This window comes from Amycolatopsis sp. w19 (genome assembly GCF_051373225.1).
Taxonomy (GTDB): Bacteria; Actinomycetota; Actinomycetes; order Mycobacteriales; family Pseudonocardiaceae; genus Amycolatopsis; species Amycolatopsis japonica.
The window spans coordinates 106,100-121,907 of the sequence record NZ_JBPQFM010000011.1 but is presented as its reverse complement, the minus strand read 5'-3'; the positions used below and the strand labels follow the sequence as shown (position 1 = coordinate 121,907).

The window sequence follows — 15,808 nt, the reverse complement described above, 5'->3', positions numbered from 1 at the left end:
CGTCCGCCGGGACACGCGTGTCGTCCGTCTGATCACACGTGCCGTCCATCCAGTCACGCGACCGAGCGTCCTTTGTGGACAAGGACCGTCAGACGTCGGCGGGCCGCTGGCGTTCCGCGCGCAACGCCAGCTCGATCCGCAGCCGCTGATCCGGATCGTCCAGCCGCTCGCCGAACAGCTCGGAAAGCCGCCGCAGCCGCGCTCGCACCGTCTGCGGGTGCACCGCGAGCTGCCGGGCGATCTCTGGCGCGCTCCCCCGCGTCTGCACCTGCGTGAGCAGGGTCGCGGACAGCTCGTCGTGCTGACGAGGCGCCAGCCCCGACAACGGTTCCAGCGCCTCGCCGGCCAGCCGGTCGAGCAGGAACTCGTCGGCGAGCAACAGCAGCGTGGTGATGTGCTCCTCGCACCACAGCACGGGGCCGACCGTGGTGATCATGCCGCGCTGGGCGAGCTCGGACGCGCGGCGCGCGATGCGGTACGACTCGGCGGCCTGCGCGATCGGGACCGACACCCCCACCGTCGCCGTCCATCCGGACGGCAGCTCCCGCAGACCGCTCAGGTCGGCTTCGGGGCAGGCCACCAGCGCGCCGGGCACGTCGGAGACGAGATCGACGGGCACCGCCGAGGGCAGCAGACCGGCCGGGAACGAGGGTGCCCCGGGTGCCGCGGTGAAGACGACCGCCGTGATCCGTTCCGGGATCCGCCAGCCGATGGCGACGGCGAGCGCGCTCGCGTCGGCCTGGCTGTACCCGGTGCCGCCTGCCAGCAGCCGGAACAACCGCGCACGCTGCTCCGCCGGGCCCGTCGCCTCCGCCTGTGCGGCGTTGTAGCCGTCGGTCAGCGCCATCGTCACCTCGACGACGTCGCCGAAGAGGCATTCGGCCGCTCCATAGAGGACGTCACCGGGCAGCTGGAGCTGACGGCCGATCGAAGCGATCGAACGCCACAGCACCCGGCTCGAGACCCTGAACGCCGCCTGCGCGGCTTCCCGGCTGAGTCCTTGATGGAACGCGATGCGGCCCTGTGCGCGGAAATCGACCAGGAGGTCGTTCTGCAGCAGTTCGGGGACGCCGACCCGGTCGATGGCGCGTTCGATACTGCGCCTGGTCAGCTCGACGGCCGCCGCACGGGCCTCACCGTCGCTGAACACCTCGGCGCATTCGCCGATCTCGGACACCACGCCTTCGACGCAGTGCCGGGCGATCGCCGGGATGCGCGGGCGGACGGCGTCGCCGAGTTCCCTCGGCAGGCGTGCCCACAGGGCGCCGACGGGCTGCCAGCTCACGTGTGCGATCCCCCGTTGAGAAGTAGGCCGACGATTACGGGCACCAATTCCCTTTCGTCCGCGCGCCACCGGCGCGCTCGAATGCACGGAGCGTAGAACCGTCGACACATCCGTGTCAAAAGACGTCACACCGAAACGCCCGTCCGTTGTCACCTCGGTGAGCCCCGCGACTTTCCGTTGCAAATTCAACGTCACATTCGGGGTACAGGCCGTCCGCCGATCCAGTACAAACGGCCCCGCACCGTTCCCGTCGATCCGACGTGGTTATGCAAACGGATTCATGTTTCTCTCCCCGGTTCGAAGAAAATCAAAGGGTGGTCTTGGTGGTCGAGTACCGCGGTTTCGGCATGCTGGCGACGTTGCCGCGTTCGCTCGGCGAAGAACTGCGTCCGTATACCGGGCACGCCGCGGCCGCCATGGTCAAGCAGGTGCAGCGGTCGGTCACCGCGTATTCGCAGCCGTTGCGCGGCGTCTTCGGCCGTGTCCTGGTCGTCTCGTGCGAGCGGGCGGTGCGGCATTACGTGGACTGCATCGGCGATCCGGACATCCCCCACGACCGCTGGATCGACTTCTACCGCATGCGCGGGCGGATGGAGTTCGCCGAGGGCCGGAGCCTGGAACCGTTGCACGACAGCGTGACCGTCGGCGCGCGGGCGGCATGGCGGGCGATGCGGCCCATCGTGCGCGGGCTCGGCGTCGGTCTCGACGTCATCGCGCTCGCGGCCGAGTCCGTCTTCGTCTACGTCGACGAACTCTGCGCCACGACGATCGAGGGCTACCAGCAGGCGGAAGCCCGGGCGGCGGGGGCGATCCCGCTCCGGCGGCGACGGCTGCTGGAGCTGATCGCCCAGGCGCCGGAAGGCTCGGCGTGCAGCATCGCCAGCCTGGCCGACGGCGCGGGCTGGCGGGTTCCGAGTACCGCCGCGATGGTCGCCCTCCAACGCGCCGCGGGGGCTCCCGCCTTTCCGGCCCATCTCCTGGACGACACCGTGCTGGCCGACCTCGACACCGCGGAGCCGTACCTGCTCACCGCGGATCCCGACGCCGACCTCGCCCCGCTTAAGGACGCACTGGACGGCTGGCGGGTGGCGGTCTCCCCCGTCGTACCGCTCGTCGACGCCCCTGCCGCGCTCCGCACCGCGCGCCGCGCGCTCCTGCTGACCGGCGAGGACGCGCCCGGCCCGGTCATCTGGTGCCGGGACCATCTCGCCACGCTGTGGCTGCTCGCCGAAGACTTCCTCGGCGCCGAACTCGCCAAGCAGAGCCTCGACCCGTTCACCTCGCTGAGTGAGAAACAGCAGGAACGGCTCAGCGACACCCTGTTGGCGTGGCTGGAAACCCGTGGCGGGGCACCGGAGATCGCGCAGCGGCTCGGCGTGCACCCGCAGACCGTGCGGAACCGCCTCCGTCAGCTGGAGGATCTGTTCGGCGACCGCCTCAGGGACGCCGACGACCGGTTGAACATGCAGCTCGCCCTGCGCGCGCAACGCCTCATGCGCGCTCACCGCCGCGACGAAGGGACCTGATCCGCCGCACTCGCCGTTCCGGTGGCCGCACGGTGGGGAGCACCCAGCGGAGGCCGCGGCGGGCGTGCTTCGCCCTCGGCTGGTCGACATGGAAGTCAGCCCGGCAGGCCATCGCATTTCTCCCCGTGGTGACGGGTGTTTACCGACGCTTTCCTGAATACCGGGACGGTGGGAAAATGTCGATGCGCAATAGGCCGTCGTTCCCGCTTTTGGCATCCGCCTCGGGGTCGGCCCCGGCATTCTTGTCACCCGGGTCGCAATCGACGGACGTGTCCCGCGACACGCTGACGAACCCGGCGTTCCACACGTTATTTTGACGCCTGACAACGGAAAGGCGGGACATGGCCCTCCAAGCGCGCACCCTGACCCTGCACGGCCGGGAAATCCGGCTGCGGGAATACGTTCCGTCCACAAAGGACGCCGCGGGCGAGCCGCTCGTGCTGTTGCACGGGATCTCGGGCAGCGGCGAGACCTGGGTCCCGTTGCTCGACCACTTCGAGCGAAGCGGGTTCGAGCGACGCGTCCTCGTCCCGGACCTTCCCGGACACGGCGATTCGGCCGCCCCGCGGGCCGACTACGGCCTCGGCGCGATGGCCAGCGTGGTGCGCGACGTCCTCGCGCTCACCGGGAACCGGCACGCCACCATCGTCGGGCACTCCCTCGGCGGCGGGATCGCGATGCAGTTCGCCTACCAGTTCCCCGAGATGTGCGCCCGGCTGGTGCTCGTGGGTAGTGCGGGGCTCGGCCCGCAGGTGACCCCGGTGCTGCGCGCGACGGCGCTGCCAGGGGCCAACGTGACGCTTTCCCTGGCGGTCAACCCCGCCACCGTCGCGATCGCGCGCGGACTCGCCGCGGCATGCCGGTCCCTCGGCGGGAAACTTTCCCCCGAGACCCGCGAGCTGACCCGTCACCTTGCGTCACTGGCCGACGCGGGCAGGCGGCGCGCGTTCCTGTTCATCGCCCGCAGCCTGATCGACCTCCGCGGCCAGCGCGCGAGCGCGATCGACAAGCTCTACCTCGCCAGGGAGGTGCCGACGCTCGTCGTCTGGGGCGCGCACGATCCGCTCATCCCGGTCGCGCACGGCCGGAAGACCGCCGAAGTGCTGCCGGACAGCCGATTGACCGTGTTCGAAAATGCGAAACACTTTCCACATGTGGCCGACCCGGCCCGGTTCGCCGGCGAGCTCGAACGCTTCCTCGCCGCGACCGCGCCCGCCAGGCTGAGCCTGGACGAGGTCGTCGAGGTGCTCATCCGCGCCAGCGAGGCGGCGGAAGCGCCCGAAAACGTCCCGGAAAAGTTGTCATCCGGACGCCATCTCAGGCCCGCCTAAATGTCACTCGCCGCCGGATCCGACCACCCGTTCGGGTGTAGTCCATCCAGGTGGCCGATCAAGCTCCCGCCAGCCGTTGACAGTCCTCTCGGCCGGATTTTATGTTGCGTGAGCCACAAAATCTGGATCGGCTTCACCGTTGAAGAGGCTGATTTTGTTGCTAACAAGGATAAAAACATGACCGACTTGGATACCGGATTCTCGCGGCACGATCTGCGGACCGCACGCCCCGACCCCGACGTGCGCCACCCCGCCACCCCGCACCGCCAGCCACCGGGTCCGGTCCAGCGACCGCGCGCCTTCACGCCGGCACCGAGAACCCCAGTGGAGAACCGACCTGTGCGCAGCACCGGTGCGAATGGACTGTGGGCGTCATTGCCCAGAGACCTGGGCGAGCGGTTCCGGCCGCGGGCCGACCCCTTGGCACGAGCCATCCTGCAGGAGGTGCAACGAGCCGTTCCCGAATACGCGCAGCCGTTGGAAGGCGCGTTCGGGCAGATGATCACGCAGGGTATCCGGCAGGCGATCCTGCACTGTCTCGATACCGTCGGTCAGGGGACGGCGCCGCTCGACAAGTGGTCGGCGGTGTTCCGCAACCTCGGGAAGGTCGAATTCAGCGAGGGCCGCAGTCTCGACTGCCTGCAGACGGCCTACCGCGTCGGCGGCCGTGTCGCGTGGCGGCACGTTTCGGAATTCGGGCAGGCGATCGGAGCGGACGCCGATCTCCTGTGCACCGCGGCCGAGGCGATTTTCGCTTACGTGGACGAGATTTCCGCACTGTCCATCGAGGGCTACACGGCCGCCCAGGAACGGGCCGCGGGGACCAGGGCGAGACGCAGGCGCCGGTTGCTCGAACTGATGCTCTCCGATCCCCCGTCCTCCCCGCAGTCGATCGCGTCGCACGCCGCGAACGCGCAGTGGGCACTGCCCACCGAGGTCACGGTCGTCGCGCTGGAGCGACGGCTCGGCCCGCTGGACCCCGACAGCGCCGATCTGGACGCCGACGTCCTGGTCGACTTCGAAGGTCCGAAGCCCTGCCTGGTGACCGGCGACCCGGACAAGCACCTGAAGGATCTCGCCGAACGGCTTCCCGGCTGGCGCGCGGTGATCGGCCCGGCCGTGCGGCTCACCGAAGCGCCGCGTTCCCTGCTGTGGGCGCGCCGCACCCTGCGGCTGGTCCAGCGCGGGGTCCTGCCGGACAATCCGGTCACGCGGTACAGCGATCACCTGTCCACCCTGTGGCTGCTCGCCGACGAGTTCCTGGTCCGTGAGCTGTGCACGCGCAGCCTCGCCCCGTTCGACGACCTCACGCCCAAACAGCGGGCGCGGCTCGGGGAGACGTTGCTGATCTGGCTCCAATCCCGGGGCAGTGCTCCGGAGATCGCGAAGAAGCTCAAGGTCCACCCGCAGACCGTCCGGTACCGCATGCACCAGCTCATCGATCTCTTCGGCGACCGGTTGAACAACGCCGACGACCGGCTCGACATGGAGATCGCCCTGCGCGCGGAGGCCCTCCTCGCCGAGGACTGACCAGATCAGCGTTTCCCACTCACAACGAGGTGACGAGGTGACCCGACCGCAGGACGCCCGCAGCGGGGTCGAGGCGACGTACGGACCGCTGCTCACGCCCGCCCGGCCGGGTGGGTCGAGCGGGCGTCCGGTCCAGCTCTGGGCGCTGCTGCCGAGAGAACTGGCGACCGTGTTCCGGCCAGGGCTGGGCGATACGGCCGGGGAGGTGGTCCGGGAGATCCAGCGGACCATCCCCGAATACGCGCGGCCACTGGACGGAGCGTTCGGGAAGGCGCTCAAGACCGGCGTGCAGATGGCGTTCGTGCAGTTCCTGGAACGCCTCGGAAACCCCGAGGCACCGCCGGAGGACCGGCGGAGCGTGTTCGTGAGCCTGGGCGTCCAGGAGTTCCATCAGGGCCGCAACGTCGACGTCCTCCAGGCGGCCTACCGGGTGGGCGCCAGGGTGACCTGGCGGCGGATGGCCGAAATCGGACGCCGCGCCGGGGTGCCTTCCGCGACACTGTGCCTGCTCGCGGAAGCCATCTTCGCCTACATCGACGAGCTTTCGGCGCTGTCTGTCGAGGGCCACGCGGAGGCGCGGGAAAAGGCCGCCGGCGCACTGGAGCGCCGGCGGCACCGGCTGATGGAGCTCCTCCTCGCCGACCCCCCGTCGCCTCCCGAAGTCGTCAAACACGCCGCCGACCTGGCCCGCTGGCAACTACCGGACCTGCTCGTCGCCGTCGCCCTCGACCAGCCGTCGGTCGAGGCCCCACCGGCCGCGCTCGCCGACTTCGAGAGCAGCTCGCCCTGTCTGCTGTTGCCCGCTCCGGAACCGGACGAACGGGAGCGATTCGCCGAAGCCCTGGCGGGCACGCGAGCCGCGATCGGCCCCGCGGTCCCACCCGTCTTCGCCGCCCGTTCCTTGCGGGCCGCCCGAGAGGCCCTGCGCCTCATCGACTCCGGCGCGCTCGTGGACGAACCCGTGACGTGGTGCGTCGACCACCTTTCGCGCCTGTGGCTGCTCAAGGAACCGTTCTTGGCCGCCGAGCTCGTCCGGGAACGGCTCGGGCCGCTGGCCGGATTGACCGGTAAGCAGCATTCGCGGCTGGCCGGGACGCTGCTGGCGTGGCTGGAGACCTGCGGGAACGTGCGCGAGGTGGCGGAACGGCTGGCGGTACATCCGCAGACGGTGCGTTCTCGCGCTCAGGAACTGGAGGCGCTGTTCGCGGACGGGCTGCGGGATCCGGAGCGGCGGTTCGAGATGATCCTGGCTTTGCGGGCTGCTCCTTCTTGACGGTTTGCGCGTGAAGGCTTCCTTCCCTCGGCTGAGCCGAGGGAAGGAGGCCTTCACGCGCTGGCGCGACTTGGGTTCCGCGAGGCGACCGACGTTGCGCCGGTGTCGCGAAAGCCACTCTCGGGACATCTAACGTCGCGAAAGTGGCTTTCGCGACGAGATCGCTGAGCAGTCGCGAGCCCGGCCGCAACCGAGGTTGCGAAAGCCACTTTCGCAACGTTGAAGGTTGCGAAAGTGGCTTTCGCAAACTTCGGACCAGGCATGACACCCGGCCGCGTGCTAGAGGTACGGGAAAGTCACTCACGGAAGCGGCTGGGGGACCTTGGTTGCGTTGAGTGAGGGGTGTGTGGAAATAGGGACGTTGAATGTCCCTATTTCCACACACCCCTCACCAAGGCGACCGCTCACAGCAGGTTGATGCCGGACCGTGTGGATTTCGGGTCACCTAACGCACCAAACCCACACAGTCGCCGCCCGACCTGTCAGACGGACTGTACGCACTCCCCAGCCATGGGCTCCCTTTCCCGAGTACATGAAGGCCCCCTTCATGTACTTCGGCTCCCCGACATCAGGCGGCCGCCAAAGCGGTCACCCGCCACTTCCCCTCAGCCCGTTCCGCGCTCACGCTCAACTGAGCCGCTCCCGTACTCCGCTGCCCGTCCCCCCGAACACCGGTCTGGTCCAGGAACACCAGCAGCGAAGCCCGATCCCCGTCGAGGACCTTGACGCCCGAGACCACCGCGGTCGAGGTCACGACCAGCTTCTGCTCCGCCGCGAGCCCCCGCACCTGCGCGAACAGCTGGTCGTACTGCCCCAGCGCCGGCCCGGTGAGGACCGCCTTCGCGGCTTGCTCGCTCTTGGCGGGATCGTCGTAGCGGTAGGAGAAGACCGTGCCGAGCGCCTTGCCGATCTGGTCGCTCACCTCCGCGGTGGTGGCGACGTCGGTCAGCGCGGTGTTGTGCGTCAGCGCCGCCGTCGCGTCCCGCGCTTCGATGGCGAACCACCCCGCGAGGCCCGCCATCACCAGCGCGACGGCGCCGAACACCACCGCACCCCGCCGCCGCACCGGAGCGGCGACGGGAGCCTCCTCAGGCTCCTCAAGCACGGCGACCCGGGTGCTCCCGCCCATCTTCCCGGCCACCTTCACCGCGCGCCGCGCCGGTTTATCGGCTCGTTTCGTGGTCATCGCGTCCTCCGTCAGGGCTTTCCGGTGTCGGTCACCGGCACCTGGCCGAGTGACGTGACGCGCCACCCGTCCGGCGTCCGGTTCAGGCCGGCGCGGAACCGGTTGTGCTTGGTCACGGCTTCCCCGCCTTCGGGCCGCACCTCGAGTTCGACCGAAGCGATCACCTCGGCCGTCCCGCCACCGCTGTCCACTTCGGTCACCGCGGCGTCGACGACCCGGCCGGTGGTGACGGTCTTCGCCTGACCGATCCGGCCGAGGCCGCCTTCCCGGTCCCGCGCCAGCTCTTCGTGCAGCGCGCCGCCGGACAGGTTCAGCCAGTTCTGGTAACCCTGTTCCGCCTGTCGATAGTCCAAAGTGGTCAGTGCGGCGACGGACTGCCTGCCCACCTGCAAGGCCTCGTCGCGGACCGTGGCCCGCGCGACGCCGTCGTCGTGGCTCGCGTCCCACCACGAGTAGCCGGACCAGGCCGCGGCCGCGGTGGCGACGGCGGCGAAAAATGCGGCGATCCGAGTCATGGCCTTCACCTCCTGGGCACGTTCTGCGAGCCGCGCACGTTCGTCGGGTTGCCCTTCGGCAGGGCACAGCGCGCCGCGGTGTTCAGCGGACGCGGCGAAGCATCGAGTCCGTCGCGATAGCCGGTCCCGTAACCGGTGACGCACGGCGGCGGGTCGAAGAACGTCAGCGAGAGGCCGACGTGCGCGCCGTCCGGCCCCATGATCGCGTGTCCGGCGGCGACCGCTTTCGGCGCGGTGACCAGCAGTTGCTCGATACCGTCCTGCCGCGTTTCCAGTACGTCCGCGGTGGTCAGCAGGTTCGCCAGCAGGATGCCGAGGCTCGGGCCGGTCTCCCTCAGCAGCGTGCTGACCTCGTTCGCGGCCGCCGGGACGGCCGGGATCAGCCGTCGCAGATCGCCGTCGGAGCTCTTCAACGTCGCGGCGAGCAGTTTCGCGTTCGCGCCGAACGAGCGGATCGCGTCCGCCTGCGAGACCTGGGTGTCGAGCACGGTCTGCGCGTCGGTCACGAACCTGGTCAGCGGGCCGACGTGCGCGCTCGCCGCCTGCACGAACTCGATCCCCCTGCCGACGAGCTGGTCCAGCGCCGGGCCGGCGTCGGAAGTCGCGTTGTACAGCTCGTCGACCACGGTCCGCAGCGCCGGCTTCGGCACCGAGTTCGCGAAAGAGTCCACACTGGACAGGACGACGTCCACCGGCAGCGGGATCTTCGTGTCCGCCTCGGCGATCACCGAACCGTCCCGCAGCATGGCTCCGTTGTCGCGGCGCGGCCGCAGGTCGACGTACTGCTCGCCGACGGCGGATCGGTTGGCGACGACGGCTTCGGTGTCCGCGGGCACCTCCGGGCCGCCGGGCTCGATTTCGAGGTCCACCTCCATCCCGGAGGCGGTCAGCCGCAGGTCCCCGACGCGACCGATCGGCACGCCCCGATAGGTGACCTCGGCGTTGCTGAAGATGCCGCCGCCGGTCGCGAGTCGCACCTTGACGGTGTACCCGCGATCAAGAACCAGTTTGTCCAGCCCCGCGTAGGTCGCGCCGACGTACGCGACGCCGAGGACCGCGATGGTCACGAAGACCACCAGCTGCACGCGGACGAACTTGGTCAACATCAGCGGCCACCATTGTTCTTGAAGGTCAGGAACGTGTTCAGGTAGTCACCGCGGATGGCCTCGAGCGCGGCGTCGGGGAACGGGAAGGTGAAGATCATCTCCATCGCCTTCGGCAGTTTGTCCCCGGACTCGGCCAGCTTCCGCAGCAACGGTTCGAGCGCCTTGAGGTCGGCGACGAGGTCGTCCTTGCTGCGATTCACCGTCTCGACCGCGACCGAAGTGAGCCCGTCCAACGACTTCAGCATCCCGACCAGCGCCTGACGCTGCTGGTTCAGGACCTCGATCCCGGGAGTGAGCCCGTTCAGCGTCGCCTTGATCTCCTCGGTGTTCGCGTTCAGCGTCGCCGCGAGCTTGTTGACGCTCTCGATGGCACGGGTGATCTCCGCCTTGTGCTCGTCGAGTCCGCGGACGAACACGTCCAAATTGGACAGAAGGCTGCGTGCCGCGCTCTCCTTGCCGCCGAGCGCGGCGTTGAGTTCACGGGTGATGTTCTGCACCTGCGCGACACCACCCCCGTTGAGCAGCAGGGAAAGCGCGCCGAAGACCTCCTCGATCTCCGGAGTCAGCGAAGAACCGGCCAACGGGATCACGGCGCCGTCGGCCAGTCGTCCGCTAGGCGTGCCCTCGGGCGGCGGCGCGAGCTCGACGAACTTCTCGCCGAGGATGCTCGCCTGCCGCAGCCGCGCGACGGCGTTGGCCGGCAGGTTCACATCCCCGTTGATGAGCAGGCCGACCACCGCGCTGCGGCCGTCCGGCGCCAGATCGACGGTCCGCACCTGGCCGACCGGGACGTCGTTGACCTTCACCCCGGACTGCGGCACGAGGTCCAGCACGTTGGTGAAGCTTGCCGTGACGTGGATCGGGCGCTCCCCCAGCGCGGCCCCGCCCGGCAGCGGGATGTCGTAGACGTCGACACCGTCGCTGCAGCCGGTGGCGGCCAGAACGAGGACGAGTACGGCAGCGATCCGGGTTTTCATTTCGCCCCCGAGAATTCGGTGATGTTCCCTCGTCCGTCCAGCGTTCCCGCGCCCTGGTTGTACGCACCGAGCACGTTCGCCAGCGCGTTCGGCGCGGCGTCGAGCGCCTCGCTCAGCGACGCCTTCTGCTGGGTGAGGAGTTTGGTGACCTCGGCGAGTTTGTCCACATCGGACTTGACCTTGCCCCGGTTGTCCTTGATGAAGCCCTGCACCACGCTGAGCGCCTCGGTGAGTTCGGTCATCGCGCCGGAGAACTGGTCCCGCTGATCGGCCAGGATCTTGCTGAGCGAGGAGATCTGCTGGATCGCCTGTTTCACCTTGCCGTCGTTCGCCGCCAGCATCGCGGTGAACTTGCTGATGTTGTCGACCGAGTTGAACAGATCGTCCTTGGAGTCGCTCGCCGTCCTGGCGAACTCCCCGAGGTTCTTGATCGCCTCGCCGAGTTTGCCACCGTTGCCGTCGAGGTAGGTCGCGGCCTTGGTGAGGACGTCGCTGACCGCGCCGTCCCGGTTGGCGCCCTTCGGTCCCAGCGCGGTCATCAGCTGGTTGAGGCTGCCCAAGAGTTCGTCGACCTCGACCGGGGTGACGGTGCGCTCGGGCGGGATCCGCGCGTCGCCGCCCAGCTCCGGTCCGCCGAGGTACACCGGGGTGAGCTGCACGTACCGGTCGGCGACCAGGCTCGGCGTGATCACGACGGCGCCGACGTCGGCGGGCAGCTTGACGTCGGGCCGCACCGTCATGGTCACTTCGACGTTCGTGCCGCGCGGTTCGACCTTGGTGACCGAACCGATCGGGACGCCGAGCACCCGCACCTCGGTGTTCGGGTACACGCCGACGGTCGCGGTGAAGAACCCGGTCACGACGCGATCGGCCTGCCGGGTCAGCAGCGGCCAGGCCGCCGTCACCAGCAGGCCCGCGACAACGGCGACCGCGAGCCGCCGCAGCCAGGCCCGCCGCCGCGCGTGGGCGCCGAGATCCGTGAGCGTGAAGTGGCGTCCCATCAGCGTCCTCCCTGCCTCGAAGGCATGCAGCTGCCCGGCGTGCCGCCGGTCGGGACGAGCCCGCAGATGTAGGTGTCGATCCACCGGCCGTTGCCGACCGCGTTGCCGAGCAGCCGGTAGAAGGGACCGGCCAGGCGCAGGCTCTCGTTGAGCTTGTCCTGGTTGCGCAGCAGCACGGTGGCGACGCGATCGAGCTGGTCGAGAGCGGGCCCGAGCGTCTTCTGGTTGTCCGCCACCAGCCCCTTGAGCTGGATCGACAGGTTCTTCACCCCGCTGAACAGTTTCGCGATCGCGTCCTTGCGCGCGTTCAGCTCCGTGAGCAGCGTGTTGCCGTCGCGGATCAGCGCCTCGATCTGCTGCGAGCGGTCCCCGAGGGTCTTGGACACCTTGTTCGTGTTCGCGAACAGCTTCACCAGCTCCTGATCCCGGGAAGCGAGCGTCTTGGACAGCGCGGTGATGCCGTCGAAAGCGGTCCGGACGTCCTGCGGGGTGGAAGCGCCGAGGGTTTCCGACAGCGTGCCGAACGCCTTCGCCAGCTGATCGGTGTCGATCGCGCCCACCGTGTTCGCGAGGTCGTTGAAGACCGTGGTGACGTCGTAGGGCGAACTGGTGCGCTGCACCGGGATCGGCTCGTCCGGATCCAGTTCCGCGTTGCCGACCGGATCGAGGACCAGGTTCTTCTGCCCCAGCAGGGTTTTGATCTTGATCGCCGCGGTGGTGCGGTTCCCGACCCACGTGTCCTTGACCCGGAACAGGACCTTGACCTTGGCACCGTCCAGCAGGACGTCGGAGACCTCGCCGACCTTCACCCCGGCGACCCGGACCTCGTCGTTGGGTTTGAGCCCGGCCGCCTCGGTGAATTCCGCCGCGTACGTCGTGCCGCCGCCGATCAGCGGGAGGTCGTCGGAGAAGAACACCGCCGAACCCGTGACGGTCATCAGCAAGGCCGTGACGGCGCCGACGACGATGGGGTTGCGGCTGCGGAAGGGTTTGATCCTCGGCGCTTTCATCGGCACCGTCCCTGGGTCAGCGGGATACCGACCGGCGGGCCGCCGGGCGCGGGCGGCGCGTCCGACTTCACCGAACACAGGTAGAAGTTGAACCACGAACCGTACGAGACCATCGCGCCCATCCGGTCCAGCTTCTTGGGCAGGTTCGCCAAGAACTGCTCGAACACCGGGGTGTTGTCGGCGAGGTTCTTCGACAGATCGCCGAGAGTGTTGATGCTGTCCTTCAACGGCTTGCGGCCGTCCTGGAGCAGATCCGCGGTGGCCGTGGTGAGTTCGCCGAGCCCGCCGATCGCCTGCCCGATCGGTTTCGCGTCGCCGGCGAGCCCGGAGACCAGCTGCGCCGTGACGTCGACGAGCTTGTCGAACTGGTCGCCCTGCGAGTTGAGCGTGTCGAGCACCGTGTTGAGGTTCCCGATCACCTGGCCGATCACCTGGTCCTTGCCCGCCAGGGTGTTCGTGAGCGACGCGGTGTGCTCGATGAGGCTGTCGATGGTGCTCCCCTCGCCCTGCAGCACCTGGACGATCTCGAACGACAACTGGTTGACGTCGTTCGGCGAAAGCGCCTGGAACAGCGGTTTGAACCCGTTGAACAACGCGGTGAGATCGAGCGCGGGATGGGTCCGCTCCGGCGGGATCAGCGCGCCTTCGTCGAGCACGGCAGGCCCGTCCGGCCCCGGGTCGATCGAGAGATACCGCTGGCCGACGAGGTTGCGGTACCGGATGGTGACCGTGGCCCCGGCCGTGAGGCGGCGTTTGTTCTCGACCGAGAACCGCACGTCCGCCAGCCGCCGCTCGACCACGCCGACCGAATCGACCTGGCCGATGCGGACACCGGACATCCGGACCTCGTCGCCGGGGTTGACCGACGTCGCGTCGGTGAACCTCGCCGTGTAGCCGACCGTCGTGCCGACCCCGGAGTTGGCGATGGTGATGGCCAGGATCCCCGTCGCCACCACGGTGATCACGAAGAAGATCAGGCCCTTGATCGCCGGCCCCGCGATACTCCTCATCGGACGGTCACCTCCGTACCGCGCAGCGCCGGGCCCACGAGCACGCTGCTCCAGTCCGGGACCTCGGCCGGCTTCATCCCGAGCGACGGCGCCAGGATCTCGGCGACCAGCCCCCGCTCCCCCTTCGAATTGGCCGGACCGAGGTCCCCATCGGCGGCGAACGCGACCGCCGCCGAAGACCCACCGCCGCCATAACAGCGCGGCCCGCCCTTCTGGTCGAACCGCGGATCGTCCCGGCCCGGCACGTACTTGTCGCGCGGGTCGTGGACGGACAGCGTCACGTGCAGCCCGGGTTCACCGGTGCCCTTGCCCAAGGCCTTCTCCATCACCGGCTTGAGCCGGTTGACCGCGTCGAACAGGCAGGGGAACTGGGGCGAGTACCGGGACAGCAGTTCCAGGGTCGGCCTGCTCTTCACACTGACACCGATGATGTTGTCCTTGTTCTGCACGAGGAACTTGTTCATGTCGCCGCTCGCGGTGGTGACGCTCGTGTACAGCTTGTCGAGGTCCGCGCGAGTGTCCACAATGGTCTTCGCGGTCGTCGAGAGATCCGAGAGGGCCTTGAGGATGTCCGGCGCCGCGCCGGTGTACAGATCCGCCACGTCGGCGAGACCGCTGACGTCGGCCTTGAACTGCGGCATCAGCGGGTTCACCTGGTTGAGGAGGTCGTTGAGCTGGACGATGCTGTCCCCCAAGGACTTCCCGCGGTTGTCGAGCGCGAGCGAGATCGCGCCCAGCGAACTGTTCAGCTTCTGCGGCTGCACCGCCCGCAGCAGGGGCAACAGGTCGCCGAGCACGCGTTCCAGTTCGATCGCGTTGGCCGACCGGTCCTGGCCGATGACGTCGCCGTCCCGCAGTGATCCGCCGGCGGGCCGCTCCGGGAGCACGAGGTTGACGTAACGCTCGCCGAACACCGTCTTCGGCAGCAGCCGGGCGGAGACGTTGCGCGGCAGCTGATCGATCTTCGCCGGGTCGATCGCCAGATCGATCTCCGCGCCTTCCGCGGTGCCCCGGACCGCCCTGACCTCGCCGAACGGGACGCCCCGGACCTTGACCTCGGCGGGCGGGGCCAGCTGGTTGCCGACGCGGTCGGCCTTCAGCGTGACCATTTCCGCCCGCTCGAAGTCCTTGTTGAAGATCGCGACGGCGAGCCAGCCCAGCAGCACCAGGATGACGAGGAAGATCACCCCTGCCGCCTGCGTCCGTGCCCGCGCGCTCATCCGGAGACCTTCACCGTCGTGGTCGCGCCCCAGATCGCCAGGCTGAGGAAGAGATCGAGCACGCTGATCAGCACGATCGACGTCCGCACGGCGCGGCCGACCGCGACCCCGACACCGGCCGGGCCACCGGCGGCGCGATAGCCGTAGAAGCAATGCGTGAGGATGACGCCGACGCTGAACACGAGCACCTTGCCGAACGACCACAACACGTCTTCAGGAGGCAAGAACAGGGAGAAGTAGTGGTCGTAGGTTCCGCCGGACTGTCCGAAGAAGACCACCGTCGTCACCCGCGAGCCCAGGTACGAGATCAGCAGGCCGATCACGTAGAGCGGGATGATCGCGATGAACCCGGCCACGATCCGGGTGGTGACGAGATAGGGCATGCTGCGTACGGCCATCACTTCGAGCGCGTCGATCTCTTCGGAGATCCGCATGGCGCCCAGTTGCGCGGTGAACCCGGCGCCGACCGTCGCGGACAACGCGAGCCCGGCCGAGAGCGGCGCGATCTCACGGGTGTTGAAGTACGCGGTGAGGAAACCGGTCATCGCGGAGATGTTGATCTGGTTCAGCGCGCTGAAGCCCTGCAGCCCCACCGTGATCCCGGTGAAGACGCACAGGCCGACCATCACGCCGACGGTGCCGCCGATCACCGCGAGCGCCCCGCTGCCGAAGGTCACTTCGGCCAGGAGGCGCACCACTTCACGGAAGTAGCGGGTGACGGCCATCGGGATCGCCGCGAGCGCGCGGATGTAGAACAGCAACTGGTCGCCCAGCTCGAAAAGACTGTTGCCGGGGCGTTTGAACGCCTCGCGGGCCCGTTCGGGGACGCTGGTCACGG

The 15,808-nt window shown here is 68.8% G+C and carries 14 protein-coding genes; 4 read left to right on the top strand and 10 right to left on the bottom strand.

What is annotated here, in order from left to right; genetic code table 11:
• Positions 1 to 88: 88 nt before the first annotated feature.
• Complete coding sequence (locus tag ACSMFO_RS22220) at positions 89 to 1,285, bottom strand: PucR family transcriptional regulator (RefSeq protein WP_436460348.1); 1,197 nt, start codon at positions 1,283 to 1,285, stop codon at positions 89 to 91.
• A gap of 314 nt (positions 1,286 to 1,599) precedes the next feature.
• Between ACSMFO_RS22220 and ACSMFO_RS22215 the strand changes: the two genes are divergently transcribed.
• From ACSMFO_RS22215 to ACSMFO_RS22200, 4 genes are all read left to right on the top strand, one after another.
• Complete coding sequence (locus ACSMFO_RS22215; RefSeq protein ID WP_436460347.1) at positions 1,600 to 2,811, top strand: PucR family transcriptional regulator; 1,212 nt, start codon at positions 1,600 to 1,602, stop codon at positions 2,809 to 2,811.
• Positions 2,812 to 3,152: 341 nt separating this feature from the next.
• Positions 3,153 to 4,142, top strand: coding sequence for an alpha/beta fold hydrolase (locus tag ACSMFO_RS22210; RefSeq protein ID WP_436460346.1), 990 nt, complete (start codon positions 3,153 to 3,155; stop codon positions 4,140 to 4,142).
• A gap of 339 nt (positions 4,143 to 4,481) precedes the next feature.
• On the top strand, positions 4,482 to 5,672 hold the full coding sequence (locus ACSMFO_RS22205) for a helix-turn-helix domain-containing protein (protein ID WP_038512015.1): 1,191 nt from the start codon (positions 4,482 to 4,484) through the stop codon (positions 5,670 to 5,672).
• A gap of 37 nt (positions 5,673 to 5,709) precedes the next feature.
• A complete protein-coding gene (locus ACSMFO_RS22200) occupies positions 5,710 to 6,945 on the top strand; it encodes a PucR family transcriptional regulator (protein ID WP_436460345.1) in 1,236 nt (411 codons plus the stop codon).
• Between the two features lie 568 nt (positions 6,946 to 7,513).
• On the opposite strand, the gene ACSMFO_RS22195 is transcribed toward ACSMFO_RS22200, so the two are convergent.
• From ACSMFO_RS22195 to ACSMFO_RS22155, 9 genes are read right to left on the bottom strand one after another with little or no spacing between them, the layout of a single operon-like run.
• Positions 7,514 to 8,131, bottom strand: a complete 618-nt coding sequence (locus tag ACSMFO_RS22195) for a hypothetical protein (RefSeq protein WP_436460344.1) — start codon at positions 8,129 to 8,131, stop codon at positions 7,514 to 7,516.
• 11 nt (positions 8,132 to 8,142) lie between these two features.
• The gene (locus tag ACSMFO_RS22190; protein WP_436460343.1) at positions 8,143 to 8,646 is read right to left on the bottom strand and encodes a hypothetical protein; all 504 of its coding nucleotides are present in this window, start codon (positions 8,644 to 8,646) and stop codon (positions 8,143 to 8,145) included.
• 5 nt (positions 8,647 to 8,651) lie between these two features.
• Complete coding sequence (locus ACSMFO_RS22185; RefSeq protein ID WP_038512005.1) at positions 8,652 to 9,752, bottom strand: MCE family protein; 1,101 nt, start codon at positions 9,750 to 9,752, stop codon at positions 8,652 to 8,654.
• Positions 9,752 to 10,729: an MCE family protein gene (locus ACSMFO_RS22180; protein ID WP_436460342.1), complete on the bottom strand. Its 978-nt coding sequence runs from the start codon at positions 10,727 to 10,729 to the stop codon at positions 9,752 to 9,754. The genes ACSMFO_RS22185 and ACSMFO_RS22180 overlap by 1 nt, the downstream gene beginning before the upstream one ends.
• Entirely contained in the window at positions 10,726 to 11,730 is a 1,005-nt protein-coding gene (locus ACSMFO_RS22175; RefSeq protein ID WP_436460341.1) for an MCE family protein, read from the bottom strand. The genes ACSMFO_RS22180 and ACSMFO_RS22175 overlap by 4 nt, the downstream gene beginning before the upstream one ends.
• Complete coding sequence (locus tag ACSMFO_RS22170; protein WP_436460340.1) at positions 11,730 to 12,740, bottom strand: MCE family protein; 1,011 nt, start codon at positions 12,738 to 12,740, stop codon at positions 11,730 to 11,732. The genes ACSMFO_RS22175 and ACSMFO_RS22170 overlap by 1 nt, the downstream gene beginning before the upstream one ends.
• A complete protein-coding gene (locus ACSMFO_RS22165; RefSeq protein WP_436460339.1) occupies positions 12,737 to 13,750 on the bottom strand; it encodes an MCE family protein in 1,014 nt (337 codons plus the stop codon). Before ACSMFO_RS22165 ends, ACSMFO_RS22170 begins: the two co-directional genes overlap by 4 nt.
• A complete protein-coding gene (locus ACSMFO_RS22160; RefSeq protein WP_038511990.1) occupies positions 13,747 to 14,970 on the bottom strand; it encodes an MCE family protein in 1,224 nt (407 codons plus the stop codon). The genes ACSMFO_RS22165 and ACSMFO_RS22160 overlap by 4 nt, the downstream gene beginning before the upstream one ends.
• Positions 14,967 to 15,806: an MlaE family ABC transporter permease gene (locus ACSMFO_RS22155; protein WP_007033208.1), complete on the bottom strand. Its 840-nt coding sequence runs from the start codon at positions 15,804 to 15,806 to the stop codon at positions 14,967 to 14,969. Before ACSMFO_RS22155 ends, ACSMFO_RS22160 begins: the two co-directional genes overlap by 4 nt.
• Positions 15,807 to 15,808 lie beyond the last annotated feature (2 nt).

Bases quoted from the DNA above. Each gene is read 5' to 3' on its own strand.
- ACSMFO_RS22210 (WP_436460346.1), top strand. From the start codon at position 3,153: ATGGCCCTCCAAGCGCGCACCCTGACCCTGCACGGCCGGGAAATCCGG.
- ACSMFO_RS22195 (WP_436460344.1), bottom strand. From the start codon at position 8,131: ATGACCACGAAACGAGCCGATAAACCGGCGCGGCGCGCGGTGAAGGTG.
- ACSMFO_RS22190 (WP_436460343.1), bottom strand. From the start codon at position 8,646: ATGACTCGGATCGCCGCATTTTTCGCCGCCGTCGCCACCGCGGCCGCG.
- ACSMFO_RS22185 (WP_038512005.1), bottom strand. From the start codon at position 9,752: ATGTTGACCAAGTTCGTCCGCGTGCAGCTGGTGGTCTTCGTGACCATC.
- ACSMFO_RS22180 (WP_436460342.1), bottom strand. From the start codon at position 10,729: ATGAAAACCCGGATCGCTGCCGTACTCGTCCTCGTTCTGGCCGCCACC.
- ACSMFO_RS22175 (WP_436460341.1), bottom strand. From the start codon at position 11,730: ATGGGACGCCACTTCACGCTCACGGATCTCGGCGCCCACGCGCGGCGG.
- ACSMFO_RS22170 (WP_436460340.1), bottom strand. From the start codon at position 12,740: ATGAAAGCGCCGAGGATCAAACCCTTCCGCAGCCGCAACCCCATCGTC.
- ACSMFO_RS22165 (WP_436460339.1), bottom strand. From the start codon at position 13,750: ATGAGGAGTATCGCGGGGCCGGCGATCAAGGGCCTGATCTTCTTCGTG.
- ACSMFO_RS22160 (WP_038511990.1), bottom strand. From the start codon at position 14,970: ATGAGCGCGCGGGCACGGACGCAGGCGGCAGGGGTGATCTTCCTCGTC.